Genomic DNA, 26929 nt, shown 5'->3' with positions numbered 1-26929 from the left:
AAGTGCTTGGAAGACCAAACACCTTTTCGATTATTCATTTTCTTCAGTTACGAATTGACTGAGCAGTCCGTTGATAAAGCGGGCTGATTTTTGATCTGAAAAATTCTTAGCGAGTTCAATGGCTTCATTGACTGCTACTAGCTGAGGTGTATCAAATGATGTGATTTCAAAGATACCTAAGCGTAGTAAGTTTTTTTCGACCAAGGTCAAGCGTTCAACTGTCCAGCCTGACTTGAGGTGCTGGTTGATTTGTTTATCCAACTCGTCTTTCTGAGCTTGAACACCAGAAACCAAGTTTAGAAGAAAGGCAGGGATTTGCACATCTGCATCTTCACGGTCATGCGTGTAGGCAAAGAGACAAGCTGTTTCCATATCTGTACCGAATTCAAGGCTCATAAGAGCTTGAAAAGCACATTTACGAAGTTCACGTCTAGATTCTAATAATGGACTAGTCATTGAGGAAGTCCTCGTTAAATAAATCTTTCAACTCAGGTTTTGGTGTTTTATCTGGAACGATTCCTGCAACATGGATGTTGACAGCAGCAAGTTCCACATCAGCCATATCTCGGACAGCATCTTTGACTGCTTTTTGAATAGCAAGAGCCACTTTTGGTACTTTCACACCGTACTCAAGGTAGAGGTAGATGTCAGCAGTTAGCTCTTCATTGCTTTCTTTTAAGTAGACGCCGCGACCAAGAGAGAGTTTTGATAGGGTATCAGATACGGATTTATTTGAAAATGAGTGGACACCATCAACTTTAGCAGTTGCGATGGCAATGATTTTTTCAAGTACACGTGGAGCGATAACGATTTCGCCAAATTGTTCTTCAATTCCCATAGAATGACCTCTTTCTAGAGATTAGGCACGAGAAACGTAAGTTCCTTCTGCAGTGTTGATGATCAATTTTTGTCCAGCTTCGATGAAGTCAGGAACGTTGACAACAAGTCCAGTTTCCATAGTTGCTGGTTTACCAGAACCTGTAACAGTAGCACCTTTGATAGATGGTTGTGTTTCAGCGACTGTCAATTCAACAGTAGTTGGTACAGTTACACCGATTACTTCAGTTCCGTAGAATTGGATTTTCACATCAGAGTTTTCAAGGATGTAAAGCAATTCATTTTCAACGTTTACGACTGGGATTTCGTATTGGTCGTAAGTTTCAGTGTTCATGAAGTAGGCAGTTTCATCCATTTTATACAAGTATTGAGCTGGAACAGTTTCGATAATAGCTTGTTCGAATTTTTCTTCTGGACGGTAGCTTGTATCAAATGTAGAACCAGTACGGACATCACGCAATTTCATACGCATGATCGTGTTTCCTTTACCTGGTTTGTGGTGGCTAGCTTCCAAAACGCGGATCAATTTTCCGTCTGCAGTTTCAAATGTCATACCAGCTTTCAATTTGCTTGCTTCAATCATGTTTTTACCTCTTTAATAAATATTATTACTCTTCATTTTACCATAAAATCTTCTGGAAATAAAGCCAAAATAGTTATTGGGAGATGGTAGGGGAGAAAAAAACCAACCTCAGGGCTGGTTTCTTTTACATATTAATCTTCTTTCAACTTCGCTAATTCCTGTGCAAGTAGTTTAAGGGCAACTTGTGGGTTGGCTTGGCCTTTGGTTGCTTTCATAAGGAATCCTGTGAAGGCCTTGTCTGCGTTACGTTTGCCTGACTTGAAGTCGGCAACAGCAGCTTCGTTATCGGCAAAGACTTGGTGGATGATTGGGATCAGGATTTCAGAATCTGAGATTTGAACCATGCCTGCTTTTTCCACGTATTCACGCGCGCCACCGCCATTTTTAGCTAGGTGGACAAAGACTTTTTTGGCAATCTTAGATGAGATAGTTCCGTCTTCGATGATGGCAATCATTTCAACCAAGTTTTCTGGTGTCAACTCGATTTGTTCCAGTGTCTTGCCTTCAGCATTCAAGAATTGAGCGACTTCTCCTTGAAGCCAGTTAGAAACTTGTTTAGCATCGCCACCGAGAGCCACAGCTTTTTCAAAGAAATCAGAAGTGACTTTGTTTGCAGTCAACTGGCTAGCATCGTAGTCTGATAAACCAAGGTCAGATACATAACGCGCACGGCGTTCTTTTGGAAACTCTGGCAACTCTGTCCGCATTTCCTCGATCCACTCGTCTGAAATTTCAAAGAGAGGTAGGTCTGGTTCTGGGAAGTAGCGGTAGTCTGCAGCCCCTTCCTTGACACGCATGAGGATGGTTGCTTTGTTAGCTTCATCGTAACGGCGTGTTTCTTGGCGAATTTGACCACCTGAGCGAAGAATTTCAGCCTGGCGTTGAACTTCGTATTCAAGACCTTTACGAACGTTTGAGAAGGAGTTGAGGTTTTTCAACTCTGTCTTGGTACCGAATTTCTCTTGACCATAAGGGCGAAGAGAGATATTGGCATCCACACGCATCGAACCTTCTTCCATCTTAACATCAGAAATACCAGCGTACTGGATAACTTCCTTGAGGGCTGTTAGATAAGCATAGGCTTCTTCAGGAGAACGCATGTCAGCTTCAGATACAATCTCAATCAATGGCACCCCTTGGCGGTTGAGGTCAACGTAAGAGTAGCCGTCTGTACCGTGGGTGTTTTTACCAGCGTCTTCTTCTAGGTGGGCACGTTCGATACCGATTTTCTTAGTCGTACCGTCTTCTAGCTTGACTTCAATCCAGCCGTTATAACCGATTGGCTCATCAAACTGAGAAATTTGGTAGGCTTTAGGATTATCAGGGTAGAAGTAGTTCTTGCGGTCAAAGTGCATCTTTTTATGGATGTCCATGTTGAGGGCAAGAGCAGCCTTGATACCGGCATCGACAACACCTTTATTGAGAACTGGCAGAACTCCTGGGAAAGACCAGTCAATCACATTTGTATTGGCATTTTGGTCATTTCCAAAGTGGGCAGAAGTGGGTGAGAAGATTTTTGAATTGGTGTTGAGCTCTACGTGGACTTCAAGTCCAATGACTGTTTCAAAGTTCATTAGTTATCACCTCCAAAAATCACGGGTTGTTGTTTGTGGTAGTCTGTTGTCGCCTCAAAAGCAGCAGCAGCTTGGTAAATAGTTTCCTCAGAATACTTAGGACCAATCAATTGCAGACCGACAGGTAGACCTTGAGAGAATCCAGCAGGAATCGAAATCCCTGGAAGTCCTGCCAAGTTGACTGGGATGGTCAAGAGGTCAGCCAAGTACATGGCAACTGGGTCGTGGTTGAGTGAATCCAAGTCATAGGCAACACTTGGAGCAGTTGGACCCAAAATCAAGTCGTAATCCGCGAAGACTTTTTCGAAATCTTGAATGATGAGGGTACGGACCTGTCCAGCCTTCTTATAGTAGGCATCGTAGTAACCTGATGAAAGGCTGAAAGTACCTAGCATGATACGGCGTTTCACTTCTTCACCGAAACCTTGGCTACGGCTGTTTACATAGATTTCATCAAGATTAGTCGCATCTTCTGCGCGGTAGCCGTAACGGATACCATCAAAACGTTGCAAGTTTGATGAAGCTTCTGATGAAGCGATGATGTAGTATACGGCAACTCCGTATTTAGAGTGAGGAAGGCTGACTTCTTCGACGATAGCACCCAATTTTTCAAAGTGTTTGGCTGCATTCAGAATGGTTTCCTTAACCTCTGGGTCAATCCCTTCGCCTAGATATTCCTTAGGTAAAGCAATTTTCATGCCCTTGATGTCTTGACCGATTTTTGAAGTAAAGTCGGCGATTCGGACAGGAGCAGAAGTAGAGTCTTTAGCGTCTTCGCTGGCAATAGCGTTGAGCAAGAGGGCATTTTCCTTAACAGTTGGTGCGAAAGGTCCGATTTGGTCTAATGAGCTACCAAAGGCAATGAGACCGAAACGTGAAACTGTTCCGTAGGTTGGTTTGAGACCAACGATTCCGTTGAAGGCAGCAGGTTGGCGGATAGAACCACCAGTATCAGAACCTAGTGACAAGCGGACTTGTCCTGAGGCTACGGCTGAAGCAGAACCACTTGATGAACCACCAGGAACCTTGGTCTGGTCCCAAGCATTTTTAGTGGCACCATAGTGAGAAGTTTCGCCTGAACCACCCATGGCAAATTCGTCCATGTTGGTTTTCCCAACAACAATCATGCCTTTAGCTTTTGCATTGGCAACGGCTGTTGCGTCAAAGATTGGCTCATAGTTGTAGAGCATTTTTGAGGCTGCAGTTGTGAGAATACCGTCTGTAGAGATGTTATCCTTAACAGCCAATGGAATCCCTGAGAGGACATTATCAGCATCAATTCCAGCTTCATCAATAGCCTTAGCTTGCGCAAGGGCTTGCTCCTCAGCGATGGTGACAAAAGCGTTGATAGCTGTCTCTCGAGACTTGATATCTTCAAGCGTTGCTTGGGTTAATTCTGTTGCAGAAATTTCCTTAGAGACAAGGAGATTGTGCAAGTCTTCAATGGTTTTATTGTTGAAAGTCATTAGGCATCTCCTCCATCGTCTAGGATAGCTGGTACCTTGATATAGTAGTTGTCTTTTTCAGGTACGTTTTTAAACAAGCGATCGCGGTCTGTTCCTTCTTCGGCCACATCAGGGCGGAGTACAGTCTTGCGGTTAGCCATGGTTGTAGTAGGTGCAACACCAGTTGTGTCAACTTCGGCCAGTAACTCAACCATGTCAACAATTTTAGACAAGGTAGTCGCAAAGGCAGCAGTTTCTTCTTCGGAGAATCTTAATTTTGAAAGATTGGCAACGTGTGTTACCTCTTCTTGCGTAATTTTCATCTTGCATCCTTTCGTGAAATGATGATTTTTAGTCTGTTCTATTTTACCATATTTTCCTATAAATAAGGGAGGGGGAAGTGAAAAGAAATAGAAATTGAAAAAAATGCTAAAATCCGATATAATGGAGTGTTGAAAGGAATGGTAAAATCCAATGTAAAAATCATTCTTAGCTATCGAAACAAGAAAAATAGAGAATCAAAGAAAGAGAAATTATGAATATTCAAGAAGAAATTAAGAAACGTCGTACCTTTGCCATCATCTCCCACCCAGACGCAGGGAAAACAACCATCACTGAGCAGTTGCTTTACTTTGGGGGTGAGATTCGTGAAGCTGGTACCGTAAAAGGAAAGAAAACAGGGACTTTTGCCAAGTCTGACTGGATGGATATCGAGAAACAACGTGGGATTTCGGTTACTTCATCTGTGATGCAATTTGACTACGATGGCAAGCGTGTGAATATCCTCGACACGCCAGGGCATGAGGACTTTTCAGAAGATACTTATCGTACCTTGATGGCGGTGGATGCTGCGGTCATGGTCGTGGACTCTGCCAAGGGTATCGAGGCCCAAACTAAGAAGTTGTTTGAGGTTGTCAAACACCGTGGTATTCCAGTCTTTACCTTTATGAACAAGCTAGACCGTGACGGTCGTGAGCCACTAGACCTCTTGCAAGAGTTGGAAGAAGTCTTGGGCATTGCTAGCTACCCTATGAATTGGCCGATCGGGATGGGGAAAGCTTTTGAAGGCTTGTATGACCTCTATAACCAACGCTTGGAGCTCTATAAAGGGGATGAACGTTTTGCTAGTCTTGAAGATGGGGACAAGCTTTTTGGTAGCAATCCTTTCTACGAGCAAGTCAAGGATGATATTGAGCTTTTAAATGAAGCTGGAAATGAGTTTTCAGAGGAAGCTATCCTTGCTGGAGAATTGACACCTGTCTTCTTCGGTTCAGCTTTGACAAACTTTGGTGTTCAGACCTTCCTTGAGACTTTCCTTAAGTTTGCTCCAGAACCACATGGACACAAGAAAACAGACGGTGAAGTTGTGGATCCGTACGACAAGGATTTCTCAGGATTTGTCTTTAAAATCCAAGCCAACATGGACCCTCGTCACCGTGACCGTATTGCCTTTGTCCGTATCGTATCAGGTGAATTTGAGCGTGGCATGAGTGTCAACCTGCCTCGTACTGGTAAGGGGGCTAAACTTTCGAATGTCACTCAGTTCATGGCTGAAAGTCGTGAGAATGTAACAAACGCTGTAGCAGGTGATATTATCGGTGTTTACGATACAGGTACTTATCAAGTTGGAGATACCTTGACAGTTGGCAAAAACAAATTTGAATTTGAACCCCTACCAACCTTTACACCTGAAATTTTCATGAAAGTATCTGCTAAGAATGTCATGAAGCAAAAATCTTTCCACAAGGGAATCGAGCAATTGGTGCAAGAAGGTGCCATTCAGCTTTATAAGAATTACCAAACAGGTGAGTATATGCTGGGAGCTGTTGGTCAGCTCCAGTTTGAAGTCTTTAAACACCGCATGGAAGGCGAGTACAATGCAGAAGTTGTCATGAGCCCAATGGGTAAAAAGACCGTTCGTTGGATCAAGCCTGAGGACTTGGATGAACGCATGTCGTCAAGCCGAAATATCTTGGCCAAAGACCGTTTCGACCAACCAGTCTTTCTCTTTGAAAATGACTTTGCCCTCCGTTGGTTTGCAGACAAGTATCCAGATGTAGAGTTGGAAGAGAAAATGTGACTCAGTACCAACAATTGGAACTAAAGTTCCAAATTGTTGGACGCTAGTCGCTATTTGGCGAACTAGCTAACTGCCTCACTAACTGAGTTTTACAAATGGAATCGATTTGTAAAACTCAGTGTCGTAGTGTAAAAGATAGCCTTACCAAAACGCTTTGCCGTCATAATGGGAAGGAAGCTGCCTAGCTAATTGCCTTACTAACTCATCGGCGAAAAAAGATTGTTTTCATCTCTTCGTGTCGTAATGTGAAAATCGTAAACCGTAATGGGACTTCAATTAAAATTTCCACTGGTATGGTTTTACGAACGAATGGGCGAAAATAATGGTTACGTAGAAACATATGATGGGAATAAAAAGAAATGAGATAAAGAGTGAAAGAAGAGAAAAAAGCGATTATCTTAGGCGCAGGTAATGCTCAGTATGAATAAAGTTGAGACTACGATAAAATCTCTTTGTGTTCATCATGATAATCGGAAGTTTTATATTTTTAATGATGATCTTCCACGAGAATGGTTCCAAGTGATGGAGAAAAGACTAGAAACTTTGAACAGTGAGATTGTGAACGTTCAGATTAACAGTAGGATTCTGAAAGGTTATCGTCTCCCTTTTGAGGGACTTTCTTACGCTCCCTTATTTAGGTATTTTATCCCTAAGTATGTAAGTGAGGTTCGTGTACTGTATTTAGACTCGGATATTATCGTAAGAAAACAGATAGATGAGCTGTGGGACTTGGACTTGACAGGCATCTCCTTAGTAGCAGTTAGAGATGATTTTTATACACCTATTTTCAATGCTGGTTTTTTGTTAATTAACAATGACATGTGGAGAGCAGAAAATGTCACGTAAGATCTGATTTAAGACACAAATAAAAAATCTTCCAATTCTCTGTTTCCGTGTCTGAAGGATTCTTTTCCTTTCGGTTGATAGGCCAGTAGCAGACGATTGATTTGTCTTTCAGAAAGATTGAGTTCGACACAGGCTCGTTTCTTTGTTTTTTTTCATTGGGCAATAGCTGTTATCACAAGATATTTTTTCGTTTCATTCATATTTAGTTGGATCCTTTTCATATGACTATTCTATCAAATGAGACATTTTCACGTTCGATTTACTAAAGACATTATCACATTCGAATCACAATAAATAAAAAAATCTTCCAATTCCCTTGCAAAAATGAAGAAAGTGTGATAACATAGTACGGTATGTGGTGCTAGCACATCCGCTATATTAGATCTAATAGGAGGAAAACACAAATGGCTAAAGTATGTTACTTTACAGGTCGTAAGACTGTATCAGGAAACAACCGTTCACACGCGATGAACCAAACAAAACGTGCCGTAAAACCAAACCTTCAAAAAGTTACTGTTCTTATCGATGGTAAACCTAAAAAAGTTTGGGCTTCAGCTCGTGCTTTGAAATCAGGTAAAGTTGAACGCGTTTAATAATAAAAGTAAGGAGACCTCAGGGTCTTTTTCTTTTGTCAGAGTGAAAAAATCATTTTAAAAGCAGAGTAAATATCCGCTGATACACTATTCTGCTTTTACACTCGGGCTGAAATATGATAAAATAGAGTATCAACTAGTTGAGGTAAAAAGGATGACTGTAAAAATCAATACAAAAGATGGTCAAATCGAACTAACAGATGAAGTGATTGCAACTGTCGTAGGCGGTGCAACAACTGAGATTTTTGGTGTGGTCGGTATGGCTAGTAAAAATGCCCTCAAAGATAATTTTCAAGCCCTTCTAGGTAAGGAAAATTATTCCAAAGGTGTCGTCGTAAAGGCAGCCGAAGATGGCAGCATTGCAGTTGATGTGTATACCGTGTTGAGCTACGGAACAAAGATTAGTGAAGTGTCAAAAAACATTCAAGAGCGTGTTGCCTTTAGCTTGGAAAACCAGCTTGGAATTACTGCTCAGACTGTAAATGTCTACATTCAAAATATCAAAGTTGTAGGAGAATAACCGTGTCAAAAATTACTACTAGCTTATTTCAAGAAATGGTGCAGGCTGCATCAACTCGCTTGAATAAGCAAGCTGAATATGTCAATTCATTAAACGTCTTTCCAGTTCCAGATGGAGATACTGGGACAAATATGGGGATGACCATTGAAAATGGAGCCAAAGAAGTTGCAGACAAGCCAGCTTCTACAGTTGGCGAGGTAGCGAGCATTCTTGCCAAAGGTCTTTTGATGGGTGCGCGTGGGAACTCAGGAGTTATTACATCTCAGCTTTTCCGTGGATTTTCACAAGCTATCAAGGATAAAGACGAGTTAACAGGTCAAGACTTGGCCCTTGCCTTCCAATCAGGTGTGGAAGTTGCCTATAAGGCAGTGATGAAGCCAGTTGAAGGAACGATTTTGACAGTTTCTCGTGGTGCTGCTATCGGTGCTAAGAAAAAAGCTGAGCAAACAGATGACGCTGTTGAAGTCATGCGTGCAGCTTTAGAAGGTGCTAAAACAGCTCTAGCTAAAACGCCAGACATGCTTCCAGTCTTGAAGGAAGTTGGCGTTGTGGACTCAGGTGGTCAAGGGTTGGTCTTCATCTACGAAGGTTTCCTTTCAGCCCTTACTGGCGAATATATTGCATCTGAGGACTTTGTAGCGACTCCTGCCAACATGAGTGAGATGATCAATGCAGAGCATCATAAGTCTGTGGCTGGTCATGTAGCGACTGAGGACATCACATTTGGTTATTGTACTGAAATCATGGTAGCTCTTAAACAAGGTCCAACCTATGCTAAAGATTTTGACTACGACGAATTCCGTAACTACTTGAATGAGCTTGGAGACTCTCTCCTCGTTGTCAATGATGATGAAATCGTCAAAGTCCATGTTCATACAGAAGATCCAGGACTTGTTATGCAAGAAGGACTCAAATATGGTAGCTTGGTCAAGGTAAAAGTTGACAATATGCGCAACCAACACGAAGCACAGGTTGAGAAAGAAGCTACTCAAGTTAGCAAGCCTGCTGAAGAAAAAGAGTATGCTTTGATTGCTGTAGTGGCTGGTAAAGGTCTAGCAGATATCTTCCGTTCTCAAGGTGTGGATTATGTTATCGAAGGTGGTCAAACTATGAACCCTTCAACTGAAGACTTTATCAAGGCTGTTGAACAGGTCAACGCTCGTAACATCATCTTCCTGCCAAACAACAAAAATATCTTCATGGCAGCTCAATCTGCAGCAGAAGTTTTGGAGCAACCAGCAGTAGTGGTAGAAGCTCGTACTCTTCCTCAAGGTTTGACAAGTCTTCTTGCTTTTGATCCAAGCAAGTCCATCGAAGAAAACCAAGAGCGTATGACAGCTGCTCTTAGCGATGTCGTTAGCGGAAGCGTCACAACAGCTGTACGTGATACAACCATTGATGGTTTGGAAATCCATGAAAACGATAATCTTGGTATGGTGGATGGGAAAATTCTCGTGTCAAACCCTGACATGCACCAAACCTTGACAGAAACCTTGAAACATATGTTGGATGAAGATAGTGAAATCGTAACCTTCTATGTCGGTGAAGACGGAAGCGAAGAACTTGCCAATGAAATTGCTCAAGAAATCGCAGAAGAATTCGAAGACCTTGAAGTCGAGATTCACCAAGGCCAACAACCTGTTTATCCATACCTATTTAGTGTGGAATAAGATTAATGAAGGACTGAGAAATCGGTTCTTTTTTCTTTTTTAGTAAATGAAATCGGTATCTTTTTTAATAAAAACAAAAATAACATTCATAAATAAACATTAAAATAGAAAATTCAGAAAATTTCTTCTTTTCTCTTGAAAAATCTTGAAAAAATGGTATGATAGTAACAAGTTATTTTTAAGAGGAAAGAAAGGGGAACAATGGAGAAAATCAGTTTAGAATCTCCTAAGACGGGGTCGGATCTAGTTTTGGAAACACTTCGTGATTTAGGAATTGATACCATCTTTGGTTATCCTGGTGGTGCAGTCTTGCCTTTTTATGATGCGATATATAATTTTAAAGGCATTCGCCACATTCTAGGACGTCATGAGCAAGGTTGTTTGCATGAAGCTGAAGGTTATGCCAAATCAACTGGAAAGTTGGGTGTTGCCGTCGTCACTAGCGGACCTGGAGCAACAAATGCCATTACAGGGATTGCGGATGCCATGAGCGATAGTGTTCCTCTTTTGGTCTTTACAGGTCAGGTGGCGCGAGCAGGGATTGGGAAGGATGCCTTTCAGGAGGCAGACATTGTGGGAATTACCATGCCAATCACTAAGTACAATTACCAAGTTCGTGAGACAGCTGATATCCCTCGAATCATTACGGAAGCTGTCCATATCGCAACGACAGGTCGACCAGGGCCAGTTGTTATTGACCTACCTAAAGACGTATCTGCTTTGGAAACAGATTTCATTTATTCACCAGAAGTAAACCTACCAAGCTATCAGCCGACTCTTGAGCCAAATGATATGCAAATCAAGAAAATCTTGAAGCAATTATCCAAGGCTAAAAAGCCAGTCTTGCTAGCTGGTGGTGGAATTAGTTATGCTGAAGCAGCTGCAGAATTAAATGAATTTGCAGAACGCTATCAAATTCCAGTCGTAACAACGCTCTTAGGTCAAGGAACGATTGCAACAAGTCATCCACTCTTCCTTGGAATGGGAGGCATGCACGGATCATTCGCAGCGAATATTGCCATGACAGAGACGGACTTTATGATTAGTATTGGCTCTCGTTTTGATGACCGTTTGACGGGAAATCCTAAGACTTTCGCTAAGAATGCTAAGGTTGCCCACATTGATATTGACCCAGCCGAGATTGGTAAGATTATCAGTGCAGATATTCCTGTGGTTGGAGATGCTAAGAAAGCCTTGCAAATGTTGCTGGCGGAACCAACCGTTCATAACAATACTGAGAAATGGATTGAGAAAGTCACGAAAGACAAGAACCGTGTTCGTTCTTATGACAAGAAAGAGCGTGTGGTTCAGCCACAAGCTGTTATTGAACGAATTGGTGAATTGACAAATGGAGATGCCATCGTGGTAACAGACGTTGGTCAACACCAAATGTGGACAGCCCAGTATTATCCCTACCAAAATGAACGTCAGTTAGTGACTTCAGGTGGTTTAGGAACCATGGGATTTGGAATTCCAGCAGCAATTGGTGCCAAAATTGCCAACCCAGATAAGGAAGTAGTCTTGTTTGTTGGGGATGGCGGTTTCCAAATGACTAACCAGGAATTGGCGATTTTGAACATTTACAAGGTGCCAATCAAGGTGGTTATGTTGAACAACCACTCGCTTGGAATGGTCCGCCAGTGGCAGGAATCCTTCTATGAAGGTAGAACATCAGAGTCAGTCTTCGATACTCTTCCTGATTTTCAACTGATGGCACAAGCTTACGGTATTAAAAACTATAAGTTTGACAATCCTGAGACCTTGGCTCAAGACCTTGAAGTCATTACTGAGAATGTTCCTATGCTAATCGAGGTAGATATTTCTCGTAAGGAACAGGTGTTGCCAATGGTGCCAGCTGGTAAGAGTAATCATGAGATGTTGGGGGTGAAGTTCCATGCGTAGAATGTTAACAGCAAAACTACAAAATCGTTCAGGAGTTCTCAATCGCTTTACCGGCGTTCTGTCTCGTCGTCAGGTTAATATCGAAAGCATCTCTGTTGGAGCAACAGAAGATCCGAATGTATCGCGTATTACCATTATTATTGATGTAGCTTCACATGATGAAGTGGAGCAAATCATCAAGCAACTTAATCGTCAGATTGATGTGATTCGCATTCGAGATATTACAGACAAGCCTCATTTGGAGCGCGAGGTGATTTTGGTTAAGATGTCAGCGCCAGCTGAGAAGCGAGCTGAGATTCTAGCCATTATTCAACCTTTCCGTGCAACAGTGGTAGACGTAGCGCCAAGCTCGATTACCATTCAAATGACAGGAAATGCCGAAAAGAGTGAAGCTCTATTGCGAGTCATTCGACCATACGGTATTCGCAATATCGCTCGTACGGGTGCAACTGGATTTACCCGCGATTAATACTCTTCGAAAATCAAATTCAAATCACGTCAGCTTTGCCTTGCCGTACTCAAGTACAGCCTGTGGCTAGCTTCCTAATTTGCTCTTTGATTTTCATTGAGTATAAAAATATTTTAAATTTGTTAAACCAGCCTAAAAGGCAATAAATAATAGAAAAGAGAGAAAAACTATGGCAGTTCAAATGGAATACGAAAAAGATGTTAAAGTAGCAGCACTTGACGGTAAAAAAATCGCCGTTATCGGTTATGGTTCACAAGGACATGCGCATGCTCAAAACTTGCGTGATTCAGGTCGCGATGTCATCATCGGTGTACGTCCAGGTAAATCTTTTGACAAAGCAAAAGAAGACGGATTTGACACTTATACAGTAGCAGAAGCTACTAAATTGGCTGATGTTATCATGATTTTGGCACCAGACGAAATCCAACAAGAACTTTACGAAGCAGAAATCGCTCCAAACTTGGAAGCTGGAAATGCAGTTGGATTTGCTCATGGTTTCAACATTCACTTCGAATTTATCAAAGTTCCTGCAGATGTAGATGTCTTTATGTGTGCACCTAAAGGACCAGGACACTTGGTACGTCGTACTTATGAAGAAGGATTTGGTGTTCCAGTTCTTTACGCAGTATACCAAGATGCAACAGGAAATGCTAAAAACATTGCTATGGACTGGTGTAAAGGTGTTGGAGCAGCTCGTGTAGGTCTTCTTGAAACAACTTACAAAGAAGAAACTGAAGAAGATTTGTTTGGTGAACAAGCTGTACTTTGTGGTGGTTTGACTGCCCTTATCGAAGCAGGTTTCGAAGTCTTGACAGAAGCAGGTTACGCTCCAGAATTGGCTTACTTTGAAGTTCTTCACGAAATGAAATTGATCGTTGATTTGATCTACGAAGGTGGATTCAAGAAAATGCGTCAATCTATTTCAAACACTGCTGAATATGGTGACTATGTATCAGGTCCACGTGTAATCACTGAGCAAGTTAAAGAAAATATGAAAGCTGTCTTGGCAGACATCCAAAATGGTAAATTTGCAAATGACTTTGTCAATGACTACAAAGCTGGACGTCCAAAATTGACTGCTTACCGTGAACAAGCAGCTAACCTTGAAATTGAAAAAGTTGGTGCAGAATTGCGTAAAGCAATGCCTTTCGTTGGTAAAAACGACGATGATGCATTCAAAATCTATAACTAATTGATAGAAATTAAGGTGAAGGCGAGTTGGGGGACTAACTCGCTTTTATAATCAATTCATCTCACTTTTAAGGGGATGGATTGCGATAAGTATGAAATAGTCTAGGAGAAAAAGATGTTAAGTTCAAAAGATATTATCAAGGCTCACAAGGTCTTGAACGGTGTGGTTGTGAATACACCGCTTGATTATGACCATTATTTATCGGAGAAGTATGGTGCTAAGATTTATTTGAAAAAGGAAAATGCCCAACGTGTTCGTTCCTTTAAAATTCGTGGTGCCTATTATGCTATTTCTCAGCTCAGCAAGGAAGAGCGTGAGCGTGGAGTAGTCTGCGCTTCTGCGGGAAATCATGCGCAGGGAGTTGCCTATACTTGTAATGAGATGAAAATTCCTGCTACTATTTTTATGCCCATTACTACTCCGCAACAAAAAATTGGGCAGGTTCGCTTTTTTGGTGGGGATTTCGTGACCATTAAACTAGTTGGAGATACCTTTGATGCCTCAGCTAAAGCAGCTCAAGAATTTACAGTCTCTGAAAATCGTACCTTTATTGATCCCTTTGATGATGCTCATGTCCAAGCAGGTCAAGGGACTGTTGCTTATGAGATTTTAGAAGAAGCTCGAAAAGAATCGATTGATTTTGATGCTGTCTTAGTTCCTGTTGGAGGTGGTGGTCTCATTGCTGGGGTTTCTACTTATATTAAGGAAACAAGTCCAGAGATTGAAGTCATTGGGGTAGAGGCTAATGGAGCGCGTTCTATGAAGGCTGCTTTTGAAGCTGGTGGTCCAGTCAAACTCAAAGAAATTGACAAATTTGCGGATGGGATTGCTGTGCAAAAGGTAGGACAGTTGACCTATGAGGCAACTCGTCAACATGTTCAAACTTTGGTAGGTGTCGATGAGGGATTGATTTCTGAAACCTTGATTGACCTCTACTCTAAGCAAGGGATTGTTGCAGAACCTGCTGGAGCGGCTAGTATCGCCTCTTTAGAGGTTTTAGCTGAATATATCAAGGGGAAAACCATTTGTTGTATCATTTCTGGAGGAAATAATGATATCAACCGTATGCCAGAAATGGAAGAACGTGCCTTGATTTATGATGGGATCAAGCATTACTTTGTGGTCAATTTTCCACAGCGTCCAGGGGCTTTACGTGAGTTTGTAAATGATATCCTGGGGCCAAATGATGATATCACACGTTTTGAGTATATCAAACGAGCTAGTAAGGGGACAGGGCCAGTCTTAATTGGGATCGCTTTAGCAGATAAGCATGATTATGCAGGTTTGATCCGTAGAATGGAAGGTTTTGATCCGGCTTATATTAACTTAAATGGGAATGAAACGCTTTATAATATGCTTGTCTGAGGACTAATAAAAAAATATCATATTATTTGCACAACTGATGTATAGGTGCTATAATGAAGATGAAGAAAGGGGGCGATTCCTATGGTTTTAGGAAGCTTATCGTGCAATTCTTACTTCTGTTCATTATAGCACTTATGATGTTTGGCTCAGATTTCCATCCTTCATTTTGATTTCCCATCTATTTTGAAAAGTAAACTCACACGGTCTTTAAGATGTGATTTGATTTCTTTTTATTGACAAACATACCATATTAAAAGGATATATAAGTAATTGACTGAGCTTATCCATCTTGTCATCTTTATTAAGGATGGTTTAGAGAATCGGGTGTTTGGTTTTAGGTTAGCACTTCAATATCCAAATGAGTGATGAATTTGAAGAATATAAGGAATAACTATCTCTCAGATGATTTCTTGAGGAAGAAAGATAGGAGTTTTGAGCTAGTGAATGCTTGGATTTCTAAAGGTTAGGACTGTCATCTTCAGTTCTTAAATTGAAGAAATAAGCTATCTTACGGGAATAGAGAAGCATTTTTTTAAGAGCTTGAATAATTTTGCACCTCAAGAGGGTAATAATACAATATTTTTATTAGCAAATATTTATGGTGTAGAGGCTAGTAAAACCTATATATTATCGGCTTTAAAAAGGAAGTAAGAATATTCTAGATCATTTATTTTATTGAATATATGTTTTTTTATTGACAAAAGTAGTAAAAACGTATACAATTAAATATTGTAAAGAAGAAAATAGGAGAAAAACATGGCTAAGTCAAACTTTGAAAAAGTAGAATCAGTTGTTGGCTGGGTTCGTGATAAGAAAATCACAGGCTACCGTATCTCTAAAGAAACGAATGCGCGTGAAATGTCTATCATTGCTCTGGCGCAGGGTCGTGCAAAAGTAAAAAATATTTCATTTGAAACAGCCCTAGGCCTAATTGATTTCTATGAAAAAAATCATGAAAAATTTGAAGATTAATCTTTGGATAACGGCGGATTCTTGACCCTCAAGTAGTAGAGATAGAGAATCTGCCTTTTCATTTTGGACAGCAAAAAGACTGCACGATTGATGCAGCCTTTTCTTTTTATTTGAGATAGCGTTGAAGGAATTCTTTTGTACGGTCTTCTTTAGGATTGGTGAAGAGGTCTTCTGGTTTGCCTTCTTCAGCGATTACACCCTTATCCATGAAGATAACACGGTGAGAGACATCACGGGCGAATTCCATTTCGTGAGTTACAACAATCATGGTCAAGCCTTCTTGAGCCAGGTCCTGCATGATTTTGAGGACTTCTCCAACCATTTCTGGATCGAGAGCTGATGTTGGTTCATCAAAGAGAATAGCGTCTGGATTCATTGAAAGGGCACGAGCGATGGCCACACGTTGTTTTTGACCACCTGAGAGTTGTTTTGGTTTCGCTTGCCAGTAGCGTTCTCCCATGCCGACCTTTTCTAGGTTTTCTTTGGCAATCTTTTCAGCTTCTGTACGTTCGCGTTTAAGGACAGTTGTCTGAGCGACGATTGTGTTTTCAAGCACGTTGAGATTTTCAAAGAGGTTAAAGGATTGGAAAACCATCCCCAACTTTTCACGGTATTGCGTGAGGTCATAGCCTTTTTCGAGGACGTTTTGTCCATGATAAAGGATTTGCCCATCAGTTGGCGTTTCAAGTAGGTTAATGGAGCGTAGGAAGGTCGATTTCCCGCTTCCAGAGCTTCCGATGATAGAGATGACCTCTCCCTTGTGGACGGTGAGAGAAATGTCTTTTAACACTTCGTTTTGTCCATAGGATTTTTTGAGGTGTTTAATTTCAAGGATTGCTTGGGTCATTATTTCAAATCCTCCGTTTGCATTTGGTTAGCACCGGTAGTATAGGTATCCATGTCCATGCGGCGTTCGATGAAGCGTAGGATACGTGTTACGGTGAAGGTGAGGACAAAGTAAATCACGGCGATGATTGTAAATGTCTGGAAGTATTGATAGGTTTGCGTCGCCACGGTGTTTCCTGAGAAATAAAGTTCGACAACAGAGATAACGTTCAATACAGATGTATCTTTGATATTGATGACAAATTCATTACCAGTTGCTGGTAGGATATTGCGGACAACCTGAGGGAGGACAATCTTACGCATGGTTTGGTTATGAGTCATACCAAGAGCAGTCGCAGCTTCAAATTGTCCCTTGTCAACTGCTAGGATACCACCACGGACGATTTCAGTCATGTAGGCACCGGTGTTGATTGAAACGATGAAGATAGCAGCTAGTGTACGGTCAAGGTTGATCCCGAAAGCTTGGGCAGTTCCATAGTAGATAACCATCGATTGAACGATCATTGGCGTACCACGGAAAATTTCAATGTAGACATTGAGGATCCAGCCGATTAGTTTTTGTAATCCATAAATGGCTTTATTCTCAGAGAGAGGAGCAGTACGGAAAACACCAATGGCAAGACCGATGATGAGACCGATGATGGTTCCGACGATAGAGATTAAAAGAGTGATACCAGCACCACGCAAGAGTTGTTGCCAGTTTTCAGAAAGAATTTTAGCAACTTGGCTAAAGAAACTACTGCTAGTCTCTTCAGTTGTTGTAGCTTCGGCAGGTTGTTCCTTGATCATACGATCCATCAAGGCAACTTGGTCGTCTTTTGAAATGGTTTCAATGCTGGCATTGATTTGGCTAATACGATTGTCATCTTTACGAAGTCCAATGGCGATAGCTGTATCTTCTTCCCCAGTTTTGAAACCTGGATCTACTTGGACCATCTTAAACTTAGAGTTCGCAGCTTCAGCAGTCAGAGCTTCTGGTCGTTCAGAAACATAGGCATCGATGACACCAGCCTCAAGAGCTTGGCGCATTTGAGCGAAGTCTCCCATGGCTGTTTCTTTTTTAGCACCTGGGATTTGTGCAATCAAGTCATAAAGGTAGACACCTTGTTGAGAAGTGATTTTCGCACCATTAAAGTCATCCAAAGATTTAGCATTTGCGTAGGCAGAATCTTTTTTGACTAGTAGAACTGGTTCGCTAGTATAGTAACTACTTGAAAAGGCAATTTCTTGTTTACGCTCGGCAGTAGGACTCATACCTGCGATAATCATGTCAATCTTACCGGAAGTAAGGGCAGGGACTAGACCTTCCCACTTGGTTTTAACAACTAAAGGTTCTTTGCCTAAGTCCTTAGCGATTTTCTTGGCGATTTGAACATCGTATCCGTTAGCATACTGGTTAGTCCCATCGATTTTGACAGCCCCATTGCTATCATCATCCTGAGTCCAGTTAAAGGGAGCATATGCTGCTTCCATCCCGATGCGTAAATATTCATCGGCTTGAGCAACATTGACAAGTCCCAGCATCAGCAAGAGACTTGTGAAAATAGATAAGTATATTTTTCTCATGATTTCTCCTATTCTAATCTATTAAAAAATAACTGTCTCCTATTTTATCGAAAAATGCGTAATTTTTCAACATAAGTAAGCCTTTACTTACGAAAAAATGCTATAATGATAAGAAAGATAAAAAGGGGGCTTAGTTGATGAAAAAAACTTTTTTCTTACTGATGTTTGGCTTGTTTTGCCTTCTGCCACTTTCTGTTTTTGCCATTGATTTCAAGATAAACTCTTATCAAGGTGATTTGTATATTCATGCAGATAATACGGCAGAATTTAGACAAAAGATAGTTTACCAGTTTGAGGAGGACTTTAAGGGCCAAATCGTGGGACTTGGACGTGCTGGCAAGATGCCTAGTGGATTTGACATTGATCCTCATCCAAAGGTTCAGGCTGCGAAAAATGGTGCTGAACTAGCAGACGTTACGAGTGAAGTGACAGAAGAAGCGAATGGTTATACTGTGAGAGTCTATAATCCAGGCCAGGAAGGCGACACAGTTGAAGTTGAGCTTACATGGAACTTAAAAAATTTGCTTTTCCTATATGATGACATCGCTGAATTAAATTGGCAGCCTTTAACAGATAGTTCAGGGGCTATTGGAAAGTTTGAATTTCATGTAAGGGGAGAGAAGGGGGCTGAAAAACTCTTTTTCCATACAGGCAAACTTTTTAGAGAGGGAACGATTGAAAAGAGTAGCCTTGATTATACTATTCGTTTGGACAATCTTCCGGCTAAGCGTGGAGTTGAATTGCATGCCTATTGGCCTCGAACTGATTTTGCTAGCGCTAGGGATCAGGGATTGAAAGGAAATCATTTAGAAGAGTTTAATAAGATAGAAGACTCGATTGTTAGAGAAAAAGATCAGAGTATGCAGCTCGTTACTTGGGTCTTTCCTTCCATACTTTCCATCTCCTTGTTATTGAGTATTTGCTTTTATTTTATTTATAGAAGAAAGACCACTCCTTCGGTCAAATATGCCAAAAATCATCGTCTCTATGAACCACCAATGGAATTAGAGCCTATGGTTTTATCAGAGGCTGTCTACTCTACCTCCTTGGAGGAAGTGAGTCCTCTAACAAAAGGAGCAGGTAAATTTACCTTTGACCAACTTATTCAAGCTACCTTGCTAGATGTGATAGACCGTGGGAATGTCTCTATCATTTCAGAAGGAGATGCAGTTGGTTTGAGGCTAGTAAAAGAAGATGGTTTGTCAAGCTTTGAGAAAGACTGTCTAAATCTGGCTTTTTCAGGCAAAAAAGAAGAAACTCTTTCCAATTTGTTTGCGGATTACAAGGTATCTGATAGTCTTTATCGTAGAGCAAAAGTCTCTGATGAAAAACGGATTCAAGCAAAGGGGCGTCAGCTCAAATCTTCTTTTGAAGAAGTATTGAACCAGATGCAAGAAGGAGTGAGAAATCGAGTTTCCTTCTGGGGGCTTCCGGATTACTATCGTCCCTTGACTGGTGGAGAAAAGGCCTTGCAAGTGGGGATGGGACTCTCTACTATCCTACCCCTATTTATCGGATTTGGTTTGTTCTTGTACAGTTTGGATGTTTATGGCTATCTTTTCCTCCCCTTGCCTATACTTGGTTTTCTAGGTTTGGTTTTGGCTGTTTTCTATTATTGGAAGCTTCGGCTAGATAATCGCGATGGTGTCCTAAATGAAGCAGGAGCAGAAGTATACTATCTCTGGACCAGTTTTGAAAATATGTTGCGTGAGATTGCACGATTGGATCAGGCTGAGTTGGAAAGTATTGTGGTCTGGAATCGCCTCTTGGTCTATGCTACCCTATTTGGCTATGCGGACAAGGTTAGTCATTTGATGAAGGTTCATCAGATTCAAGTGGAAAATCCAGATATCAATCTCTATGTAGCTTATGGCTGGCACAGTATGTTTTATCATTCAAGCGCGCAAATGAGCCATTATGCTAGTGTCGCAAATACAGCAAGTACCTACTCCGTATCTTCTGGAAGTGGAAGTTCTGGCGGAGGCTTCTCTGGAGGCGGAGGCGGTGGCAGTATCGGCGCCTTTTAAAGAGAACTGCCATAGACTGAAAAAGTATGCTATAATGGGAGATAGAAAAAAGGAGTAATCTATGTATCTTATTGAAATTTTAAAATCTATCTTCTTCGGAATTGTTGAAGGAATTACGGAATGGTTGCCGATTTCCAGTACAGGTCACTTGATTTTAGCAGAGGAATTTATCCAATACCAAAATCAAAATGAAGCCTTTATGTCCATGTTTAATGTCGTGATTCAACTTGGTGCTATTTTAGCAGTCATGGTGATTTACTTTAATAAACTAAATCCCTTTAAACCGACTAAGGACAAACAGGAAGTTCGTAAGACTTGGAGACTATGGTTGAAGGTCTTGATTGCGACCTTGCCTTTGCTTGGCGTCTTTAAATTTGATGATTGGTTTGATACCCACTTCCATAACATGATTTCTGTTGCTCTCATGTTGATTATCTACGGGATTGCCTTTATCTATTTGGAAAAGCGCAATAAAGCGCGTGCCATCGAGCCAAGTGTAACAGAGTTGGACAAGCTTCCTTATACGACAGCCTTCTATATCGGTCTCTTCCAAGTTCTTGCCCTTTTACCAGGGACTAGCCGTTCAGGTGCAACGATTGTCGGTGGTTTGTTAAATGGAACCAGTCGTTCTGTTGTGACAGAATTTACCTTCTATCTTGGGATTCCTGTTATGTTTGGAGCTAGCGCCTTAAAGATTTTCAAATTTGTGAAAGCAGGACAGCTCTTGAGCTTTGGACAATTGTTCTTGCTCTTGGTTGCGATGGGAGTCGCCTTTGCAGTCAGCATGGTGGCTATTCGTTTCTTGACAAGCTATGTGAAAAAACACGACTTTACCCTTTTCGGTAAATACCGTATCGTGCTTGGTAGTGTCTTGCTACTTTATAGCTTTGTCCGTTTATTTGTATAAGAAAAACCTTGAAGGGTCCAGGCTCTTCAAGGTTTTATATTTTTCGAAAATCTCTTCAGCTCTATCTGCAACCTCAAAACAGTGTTTTGAGCAGCCTGCGGCTAGCTTCCTAGTTTACTCTTTGATTTTCATTGAGTTTCAAAATCCAGTCAGGGTAATCCCCAGCAGGCGGACACCTCTTTCTTTCTCGCTTAACTCTTCATAGAGTTGCAGGGCGATTTGGCTTATCTGACTAGCATCCTGTGTTTTTTGAGCCAGACTTTTTCGTTTAGTAAGAGTTGAAAAGTCCTCGTAGCGAATTTTCAGAATGACAATTTTTCCAGCTTTTTCTTGTTGACTGAGATTGAGAGCGACTCTTTCTGATAGAAGAGTCAGCTCTTTTTTAATGTCTTCCTCGGCACGGAGAATCTTCCCGTAGGTTTTCTCCTTGCCGATTGATTTACGGATGCGATTTGATTTAACTGGAGAGTTGTGAATGCCACGAGCCTTTCGATAAAGGTCATAGCCCAGTCTGCCAAATCGGTCTATTAGGGTCACTTCAGGAACTTCAAGTAGGTCAGCGCCAGTAAAAACACCCATGTGATGAAGACGTTCGACTGTCTTTTTTCCTACTCCATGAAATTTGGAAATATCCATTTGTTTGAGAAAATCCTCAGCTTGGTCAGGTAGAATCACTGTCAAACCATGAGGTTTTTGATAATCACTGGCCATTTTAGCCAAGAATTTGTTGTAAGAAACGCCAGCAGAAGCAGTTAGATGGATTTCTTGCCAGATATCCTCTTGAATGAGGCGAGCAATTTTGACCGCTGACTTGATCCCGAGTTTATTTTCTGTCACATCCAAATAGGCTTCGTCAATGCTCATGGGTTCTATTAAATCTGTATAGCGCTTAAAGATAGCTCGAATCTGGAGTCCCACAGACTTGTATTTCTCATAATTTCCTGAGATGAAGACGGCCTGGGGACAACGCTCATAGGCTTCCTTAGAGCTCATGGCTGAATGGACACCAAAAGCTCGTGCCTCATAGCTACAGGTAGAGACGACTCCCCGCCCACCTGTTTGCCGAGGGTCGCTTCCAATAATGACAGGTTTTCCTCTGAGTTTAGGATTATCCCTGATTTCTACCGCAGCAAAAAAGGCATCCATGTCAATATGGATAATTTTTCTTGACAAATCATTTAACAAAGGAAAAATCAACATACCTATCCCCTTTTTACCGCTTATTCTCTTTTATTATACTCTTTTTTCTGAAAAAAGGAAAAGAGGCTTTATTTTTTTCAAAAATATAATACAGTTTGGGATAAAAAACAGACTGTTTTAGAAAAGAAAGTGTAAAAATAGGGAATTTTCACTTGTTGAAATCGGTTACTGTGTGGTATACTTGTCTCATAAATGTAACAGATGGTTGTTACTAGAAAGAAAAAAGAGGACATTAACATGGTTGTTAAAACAGTTGTTGAAGCACAAGATATTTTTGACAAAGCTTGGGAAGGCTTCAAAGGCGTAGATTGGAAAGAAAAAGCAAGTGTATCACGCTTCGTACAAGCTAACTACACACCTTACGATGGAGACGAAAGCTTCCTTGCAGGACCAACAGAACGTTCACTTCATATCAAAAAAATTGTAGAAGAAACTAAGGCTCACTATGAAGAAACTCGTTTCCCAATGGACACTCGTCCAACATCTATTGCTGATATTCCTGCTGGATTTATCGACAAAGAAAACGAAGTTATCTTCGGTATCCAAAACGATGAACTCTTCAAATTGAACTTCATGCCAAAAGGTGGTATCCGTATGGCTGAAACTACTTTGAAAGAAAATGGATACGAACCAGATCCAGCTGTTCACGAAATCTTCACTAAATACGTAACAACAGTTAACGACGGTATCTTCCGCGCTTACACTTCAAACATCCGTCGCGCTCGTCACGCTCACACTGTAACTGGTCTTCCAGATGCATACTCACGCGGACGTATCATCGGTGTTTACGCACGTCTTGCTCTTTACGGTGCAGACTACTTGATGCAAGAAAAAGTAAACGATTGGAATGCAATCGAAGAAATCGATGAAGAAACAATCCGTCTTCGTGAAGAAATCAACCTTCAATACCAAGCATTGCAACAAGTTGTTCGCTTGGGTGATCTTTACGGAGTTGATGTTCGCAAACCAGCGATGAACGTTAAAGAAGCAATCCAATGGGTTAACATCGCCTTCATGTCTGTTTGCCGTGTTATCAACGGTGCTGCTACATCCCTAGGACGTGTACCAATCGTATTGGACATCTTTGCAGAGCGTGACCTTGCTCGTGGTACATTTACTGAATCGGAAATCCAAGAATTCGTTGATGATTTCGTTATGAAACTTCGTACAGTTAAATTTGCTCGTACAAAAGCTTACGACCAATTGTACTCAGGTGACCCAACTTTCATCACAACTTCTATGGCTGGTATGGGTAACGACGGTCGTCACCGTGTTACTAAGATGGACTACCGTTTCTTGAACACACTTGACAACATCGGTAACTCTCCAGAACCAAACTTGACAGTTCTTTGGACTGATAAATTGCCATACAACTTCCGTCGCTACTGTATGCACATGAGCCACAAACACTCTTCAATCCAATATGAAGGTGTAACAACAATGGCTAAAGACGGATATGGTGAAATGAGCTGCATCTCATGCTGTGTGTCTCCACTTGACCCAGAAAATGAAGAACAACGCCACAACATCCAGTACTTTGGTGCGCGTGTAAACGTATTGAAAGCCCTTCTTACTGGTTTGAACGGTGGTTACGACGATGTACACAAAGACTACAAAGTATTTGACATCGAACCAATCCGTGACGAAGTTCTTGAATTTGAATCAGTTAAAGCTAACTTTGAAAAATCTCTTGACTGGTTGACTGACACTTACGTAGATGCTTTGAATATCATCCACTATATGACTGATAAGTACAACTATGAAGCTGTTCAAATGGCCTTCTTGCCAACTAAACAACGTGCCAACATGGGATTCGGTATCTGTGGATTTGCCAACACTGTTGATACATTGTCAGCTATCAAATACGCTACAGTTAAACCAATCCGTGACGAAAATGGTTATATCTACGATTACGAAACAATCGGTGAATACCCACGTTGGGGTGAAGATGACCCACGCTCAAACGAATTGGCAGAATGGTTGATCGAAGCTTACACTACTCGTCTACGTAGCCACAAACTTTACAAAGACGCAGAAGCTACAGTATCACTTTTGACAATCACATCTAACGTTGCTTACTCTAAACAAACTGGTAACTCACCAGTCCACAAAGGTGTATACCTCAACGAAGATGGTTCTGTGAACTTGTCTAAACTTGAATTCTTCTCACCAGGTGCTAACCCATCTAACAAAGCTAAAGGTGGTTGGTTGCAAAACTTGAACTCACTTTCTAGCCTTGACTTTAGTTATGCAGCTGATGGTATCTCATTGACTACACAAGTATCACCTCGCGCTCTTGGTAAGACTCGTGACGAACAAGTTGATAACTTGGTAACAATCCTTGATGGTTACTTCGAAAACGGTGGACAACACGTTAACTTGAACGTTATGGACTTGAACGATGTTTACGAAAAGATCATGTCAGGTGAAGACGTTATCGTACGTATCTCTGGATACTGTGTAAACACTAAATACCTCACTCCAGAACAAAAAACTGAATTGACACAACGTGTCTTCCACGAAGTTCTTTCAATGGATGACGCCTTGGATGCATTGAGCTAATTAAGTTCTTGAATAATGAAATAAGGAACCCTCGGTCAGTCGACCGAGGGTTGTTTTTTGGGATCTTAAATTCCTTAAGTCAGGTACTGAAATGTCTGACCGGGATTCAAAGATACTTGTTGAGTTGCGGGAGGTATTTGATACTCAATGAAAATCAAAGAGCAAACTAGCCGCAGGTTGCTCAAAGCACCGCTTTGAGGTTGTAGATAAGACTGACAAAGTCAGTCACACATATACGGCAAGGCGAAGCTGACGTGGTTTGAATTTTATTTTCGAAGAGTATGAAAATAAAAACACCACACTTTGTAAGACACAAGGTGTGGTTGTATTTTATCTCTTAGACCAAGTTCTCTTCATAAAGAGAAGGAGGATTGGGTAAATCTCCAAACGACCTGCAATCATTGCAAAGGAGAGGAGAATTTTTGAGATGGGACTAAAGATTGAGAAACTAGAAGTGGTTCCTAGGATAGGCCCGATATTATTGAAGCAGCTAAAGACAGCACTGGTAACGACTAGGAAATCATTGCTATCTAGGCTGACAATAAAGATAAGTGCTAGCAAAATCATAGCATAGATGACAAAGTACTTGAGAATCTTATGCTGGGTATCTTTATCAATCACCGTTTTATTAACATGGAGGGTCAAAACACGGTGGGGCGATAGGATTGACAAAATCTGGTTTTTGGCAATTTTTGAAAGGATGAGGCCTCGAATAACCTTGAGTCCACCTGCGGTTGATCCAGCAGAGCCACCGATTGCCATGAGAAAGAGGAGGATAAACTGGGAGAAGAGGGGCCAGTTGGTAATATCTCCATATCCAAAACCAGTTGTTGTAATGATGTTGGAAACTTGGAAGAAGGCCATTTCAAAGCTCTTTGAAAATCCTGGGTAGAGATAGAGGGTATTAAGGCTAATCAAGCCTGTAGAAACCAGCACGATGACCAAGTAAGCCCTAAGCTCTTCATCTCTAAAGAAGGCCTTGATGCGACGGAGCATAAGGAAGTAGTAGAGATTGAAATTTACCCCAAAAACTAGAACTCCTATACTAACTAGATAGGTAATCAGTGAGCTACCATAGTGAGCAATTCCGTCGTTATAGACGGTAAATCCTCCTGTACCTGCTGTTCCCATGGCAATGACAAAACTATCAAATAGGGGCATACCAGCTAGATAATAGATGATGACAAAGAGGGAGAAGAGAGCTAGATAAAGGAGATAGAGAATCTGGGCAGTATTTTTGAGTTTGGATACAACCTTACCGAAGACGGGACCAGGAACCTCAGCCTTCATCACTTCTAGGTGGCTATTCTTGGTATTATCCATAATAGCCAGTGCGAAAACGAGCACTCCCATCCCTCCAATCAAGTGGGTAAAACTTCGCCAGAAGAGGAGGGAACGGCTGAGAACCGAAATGTCGTTCAAGATACTTGCTCCAGTAGTTGTAAACCCAGAACTGATTTCAAAAAAGGCATCGATAACGCTAGGGATTTGTCCAGCAAAAACAAAGGGGAGACCGCCAAAGAAAGACCAAAGGATCCAGCAGAGGGCAACAATTAAGATTCCCTCCTTGGCATAAATACGTTGATTTTTTGGCTTTTGTAAAATTCCTGAACCGCCTAGTAATACGAGAATCCCAATCGTTGTAAAGAGGGCTGTAAAGACTTGGCTCGATTCACGGTAATAGACAGCGACAGACACAGGAACCAAAAGAAGAACGGCTTCAATCAAAAGTAACTTTGAAAGGAGGTAGCGAATCATACTTTTATTCATTTC

Annotated in this window: 23 protein-coding genes and 2 pseudogenes; 14 read left to right on the top strand and 11 right to left on the bottom strand. The window is 41.3% G+C overall.

The features are described 5' to 3' along the window. Window positions 1-30: 30 nt before the first annotated feature. From nusB to gatC, 6 genes are all read right to left on the bottom strand, one after another. Complete coding sequence (gene nusB / locus HT711_RS03175; protein WP_173217933.1) at window positions 31-456, bottom strand: transcription antitermination factor NusB; 426 nt, start codon at window positions 454-456, stop codon at window positions 31-33. Further along, window positions 449-838 (bottom strand): Asp23/Gls24 family envelope stress response protein, encoded by a 390-nt coding sequence (locus HT711_RS03170; protein WP_000510575.1) that lies wholly within the window; start codon window positions 836-838, stop codon window positions 449-451. The genes nusB and HT711_RS03170 overlap by 8 nt, the downstream gene beginning before the upstream one ends. A gap of 21 nt (window positions 839-859) precedes the next feature. Continuing rightward, complete coding sequence (gene efp, locus HT711_RS03165) at window positions 860-1420, bottom strand: elongation factor P (RefSeq protein ID WP_000568643.1); 561 nt, start codon at window positions 1418-1420, stop codon at window positions 860-862. A gap of 131 nt (window positions 1421-1551) precedes the next feature. Further along, complete coding sequence (gene gatB / locus HT711_RS03160; RefSeq protein WP_173217931.1) at window positions 1552-2994, bottom strand: Asp-tRNA(Asn)/Glu-tRNA(Gln) amidotransferase subunit GatB; 1443 nt, start codon at window positions 2992-2994, stop codon at window positions 1552-1554. Further along, the gene (gene gatA, locus HT711_RS03155; protein ID WP_173217929.1) at window positions 2994-4460 is read right to left on the bottom strand and encodes an Asp-tRNA(Asn)/Glu-tRNA(Gln) amidotransferase subunit GatA; all 1467 of its coding nucleotides are present in this window, start codon (window positions 4458-4460) and stop codon (window positions 2994-2996) included. Before gatA ends, gatB begins: the two co-directional genes overlap by 1 nt. After that, window positions 4460-4762, bottom strand: a complete 303-nt coding sequence (gene gatC / locus HT711_RS03150; protein WP_173233489.1) for an Asp-tRNA(Asn)/Glu-tRNA(Gln) amidotransferase subunit GatC — start codon at window positions 4760-4762, stop codon at window positions 4460-4462. The genes gatA and gatC overlap by 1 nt, the downstream gene beginning before the upstream one ends. Window positions 4763-4974: 212 nt before the next feature. On the opposite strand from gatC, the gene HT711_RS03145 reads away from it, so the two are divergent. Together HT711_RS03145 and HT711_RS03140 are read left to right on the top strand one after the other, a co-directional pair. Further along, a complete protein-coding gene (locus HT711_RS03145) occupies window positions 4975-6519 on the top strand; it encodes a peptide chain release factor 3 (RefSeq protein WP_173218060.1) in 1545 nt (514 codons plus the stop codon). Window positions 6520-6939: 420 nt separating this feature from the next. Further along, complete coding sequence (locus tag HT711_RS03140; protein ID WP_225904793.1) at window positions 6940-7365, top strand: glycosyltransferase; 426 nt, start codon at window positions 6940-6942, stop codon at window positions 7363-7365. A gap of 38 nt (window positions 7366-7403) precedes the next feature. On the opposite strand, the pseudogene HT711_RS03135 reads toward HT711_RS03140, so the two are convergent. Further along, window positions 7404-7565, bottom strand: a pseudogene (locus HT711_RS03135) (ISNCY family transposase); the annotation flags it as partial. A 204-nt stretch (window positions 7566-7769) separates the two neighbouring features. Here HT711_RS03135 and rpmB point away from each other — a divergent pair. From rpmB to HT711_RS03095, 9 genes and pseudogenes are all read left to right on the top strand, one after another. After that, window positions 7770-7958 (top strand): 50S ribosomal protein L28, encoded by a 189-nt coding sequence (rpmB, locus tag HT711_RS03130; RefSeq protein WP_001140948.1) that lies wholly within the window; start codon window positions 7770-7772, stop codon window positions 7956-7958. 154 nt (window positions 7959-8112) lie between these two features. Beyond that, entirely contained in the window at window positions 8113-8478 is a 366-nt protein-coding gene (locus HT711_RS03125) for an Asp23/Gls24 family envelope stress response protein (RefSeq protein ID WP_050089938.1), read from the top strand. 2 nt (window positions 8479-8480) lie between these two features. After that, window positions 8481-10148 (top strand): DAK2 domain-containing protein, encoded by a 1668-nt coding sequence (locus HT711_RS03120; RefSeq protein WP_173233490.1) that lies wholly within the window; start codon window positions 8481-8483, stop codon window positions 10146-10148. A gap of 201 nt (window positions 10149-10349) precedes the next feature. Then, window positions 10350-12050 carry an acetolactate synthase large subunit gene (locus HT711_RS03115; RefSeq protein ID WP_173233491.1) on the top strand — a complete coding sequence of 567 codons (1701 nt, stop codon included), beginning with the start codon at window positions 10350-10352 and terminating at the stop codon, window positions 12048-12050. After that, window positions 12043-12519 carry an acetolactate synthase small subunit gene (gene ilvN / locus HT711_RS03110; RefSeq protein ID WP_001253803.1) on the top strand — a complete coding sequence of 159 codons (477 nt, stop codon included), beginning with the start codon at window positions 12043-12045 and terminating at the stop codon, window positions 12517-12519. Before HT711_RS03115 ends, ilvN begins: the two co-directional genes overlap by 8 nt. Before the next feature lie 169 nt (window positions 12520-12688). Then, window positions 12689-13711: a ketol-acid reductoisomerase gene (gene ilvC, locus HT711_RS03105; protein ID WP_173233493.1), complete on the top strand. Its 1023-nt coding sequence runs from the start codon at window positions 12689-12691 to the stop codon at window positions 13709-13711. 114 nt (window positions 13712-13825) lie between these two features. Further along, window positions 13826-15076, top strand: a complete 1251-nt coding sequence (gene ilvA / locus HT711_RS03100) for a threonine ammonia-lyase IlvA (protein WP_000952975.1) — start codon at window positions 13826-13828, stop codon at window positions 15074-15076. A gap of 537 nt (window positions 15077-15613) precedes the next feature. Beyond that, a pseudogene (locus tag HT711_RS11215) lies at window positions 15614-15727 on the top strand (SPFH domain-containing protein); the annotation flags it as partial. Window positions 15728-15832: 105 nt separating this feature from the next. After that, a complete protein-coding gene (locus tag HT711_RS03095; RefSeq protein WP_001130036.1) occupies window positions 15833-16048 on the top strand; it encodes a hypothetical protein in 216 nt (71 codons plus the stop codon). Between the two features lie 106 nt (window positions 16049-16154). Here the strand turns inward: HT711_RS03095 and HT711_RS03090 are convergent, their stop codons facing one another. Together HT711_RS03090 and HT711_RS03085 are read right to left on the bottom strand one after the other, a co-directional pair. Continuing rightward, window positions 16155-16895 carry an amino acid ABC transporter ATP-binding protein gene (locus tag HT711_RS03090; RefSeq protein WP_000189477.1) on the bottom strand — a complete coding sequence of 247 codons (741 nt, stop codon included), beginning with the start codon at window positions 16893-16895 and terminating at the stop codon, window positions 16155-16157. After that, window positions 16895-18460, bottom strand: a complete 1566-nt coding sequence (locus HT711_RS03085; RefSeq protein WP_173233494.1) for an ABC transporter substrate-binding protein/permease — start codon at window positions 18458-18460, stop codon at window positions 16895-16897. The genes HT711_RS03090 and HT711_RS03085 overlap by 1 nt, the downstream gene beginning before the upstream one ends. Window positions 18461-18597: 137 nt before the next feature. On the opposite strand from HT711_RS03085, the gene HT711_RS03080 reads away from it, so the two are divergent. Together HT711_RS03080 and HT711_RS03075 are read left to right on the top strand one after the other, a co-directional pair. Beyond that, complete coding sequence (locus HT711_RS03080) at window positions 18598-20487, top strand: DUF2207 domain-containing protein (RefSeq protein WP_173233496.1); 1890 nt, start codon at window positions 18598-18600, stop codon at window positions 20485-20487. Between the two features lie 61 nt (window positions 20488-20548). Further along, on the top strand, window positions 20549-21394 hold the full coding sequence (locus HT711_RS03075) for an undecaprenyl-diphosphate phosphatase (RefSeq protein WP_173233498.1): 846 nt from the start codon (window positions 20549-20551) through the stop codon (window positions 21392-21394). Window positions 21395-21532: 138 nt separating this feature from the next. Here HT711_RS03075 and dinB read toward each other — a convergent pair whose 3' ends face one another. After that, the gene (gene dinB / locus HT711_RS03070) at window positions 21533-22594 is read right to left on the bottom strand and encodes a DNA polymerase IV (RefSeq protein WP_173233500.1); all 1062 of its coding nucleotides are present in this window, start codon (window positions 22592-22594) and stop codon (window positions 21533-21535) included. A 237-nt stretch (window positions 22595-22831) separates the two neighbouring features. On the opposite strand from dinB, the gene pflB reads away from it, so the two are divergent. Further along, window positions 22832-25156 carry a formate C-acetyltransferase gene (gene pflB / locus HT711_RS03065; RefSeq protein WP_000260631.1) on the top strand — a complete coding sequence of 775 codons (2325 nt, stop codon included), beginning with the start codon at window positions 22832-22834 and terminating at the stop codon, window positions 25154-25156. A gap of 330 nt (window positions 25157-25486) precedes the next feature. Here the strand turns inward: pflB and HT711_RS03060 are convergent, their stop codons facing one another. Continuing rightward, on the bottom strand, window positions 25487-26926 hold the full coding sequence (locus HT711_RS03060; RefSeq protein ID WP_173233502.1) for a TrkH family potassium uptake protein: 1440 nt from the start codon (window positions 26924-26926) through the stop codon (window positions 25487-25489). Window positions 26927-26929 lie beyond the last annotated feature (3 nt).

Source organism: Streptococcus sp. 1032, assembly GCF_013277015.1.
GTDB lineage: Bacteria > Bacillota > Bacilli > Lactobacillales > Streptococcaceae > Streptococcus.
Note: the sequence above shows the minus strand (reverse complement) of the source record. Positions and strands in the feature narration are given on the sequence as shown.

Bases quoted from the DNA above. Each gene is read 5' to 3' on its own strand.
- ilvA (WP_000952975.1), top strand. From the start codon at position 13,826: ATGTTAAGTTCAAAAGATATTATCAAGGCTCACAAGGTCTTGAACGGT.
- gatB (WP_173217931.1), bottom strand. From the start codon at position 2,994: ATGAACTTTGAAACAGTCATTGGACTTGAAGTCCACGTAGAGCTCAAC.
- efp (WP_000568643.1), bottom strand. From the start codon at position 1,420: ATGATTGAAGCAAGCAAATTGAAAGCTGGTATGACATTTGAAACTGCA.
- HT711_RS03090 (WP_000189477.1), bottom strand. From the start codon at position 16,895: ATGACCCAAGCAATCCTTGAAATTAAACACCTCAAAAAATCCTATGGA.
- nusB (WP_173217933.1), bottom strand. From the start codon at position 456: ATGACTAGTCCATTATTAGAATCTAGACGTGAACTTCGTAAATGTGCT.
- HT711_RS03140 (WP_225904793.1), top strand. From the start codon at position 6,940: ATGAATAAAGTTGAGACTACGATAAAATCTCTTTGTGTTCATCATGAT.
- gatA (WP_173217929.1), bottom strand. From the start codon at position 4,460: ATGACTTTCAACAATAAAACCATTGAAGACTTGCACAATCTCCTTGTC.
- HT711_RS03075 (WP_173233498.1), top strand. From the start codon at position 20,549: ATGTATCTTATTGAAATTTTAAAATCTATCTTCTTCGGAATTGTTGAA.
- dinB (WP_173233500.1), bottom strand. From the start codon at position 22,594: ATGTTGATTTTTCCTTTGTTAAATGATTTGTCAAGAAAAATTATCCAT.
- gatC (WP_173233489.1), bottom strand. From the start codon at position 4,762: ATGAAAATTACGCAAGAAGAGGTAACACACGTTGCCAATCTTTCAAAA.
- pflB (WP_000260631.1), top strand. From the start codon at position 22,832: ATGGTTGTTAAAACAGTTGTTGAAGCACAAGATATTTTTGACAAAGCT.
- HT711_RS03115 (WP_173233491.1), top strand. From the start codon at position 10,350: ATGGAGAAAATCAGTTTAGAATCTCCTAAGACGGGGTCGGATCTAGTT.
- ilvN (WP_001253803.1), top strand. From the start codon at position 12,043: ATGCGTAGAATGTTAACAGCAAAACTACAAAATCGTTCAGGAGTTCTC.
- ilvC (WP_173233493.1), top strand. From the start codon at position 12,689: ATGGCAGTTCAAATGGAATACGAAAAAGATGTTAAAGTAGCAGCACTT.
- HT711_RS03170 (WP_000510575.1), bottom strand. From the start codon at position 838: ATGGGAATTGAAGAACAATTTGGCGAAATCGTTATCGCTCCACGTGTA.
- HT711_RS03145 (WP_173218060.1), top strand. From the start codon at position 4,975: ATGAATATTCAAGAAGAAATTAAGAAACGTCGTACCTTTGCCATCATC.
- HT711_RS03080 (WP_173233496.1), top strand. From the start codon at position 18,598: ATGAAAAAAACTTTTTTCTTACTGATGTTTGGCTTGTTTTGCCTTCTG.
- HT711_RS03125 (WP_050089938.1), top strand. From the start codon at position 8,113: ATGACTGTAAAAATCAATACAAAAGATGGTCAAATCGAACTAACAGAT.
- HT711_RS03095 (WP_001130036.1), top strand. From the start codon at position 15,833: ATGGCTAAGTCAAACTTTGAAAAAGTAGAATCAGTTGTTGGCTGGGTT.
- HT711_RS03085 (WP_173233494.1), bottom strand. From the start codon at position 18,460: ATGAGAAAAATATACTTATCTATTTTCACAAGTCTCTTGCTGATGCTG.
- rpmB (WP_001140948.1), top strand. From the start codon at position 7,770: ATGGCTAAAGTATGTTACTTTACAGGTCGTAAGACTGTATCAGGAAAC.
- HT711_RS03060 (WP_173233502.1), bottom strand. From the start codon at position 26,926: ATGAATAAAAGTATGATTCGCTACCTCCTTTCAAAGTTACTTTTGATT.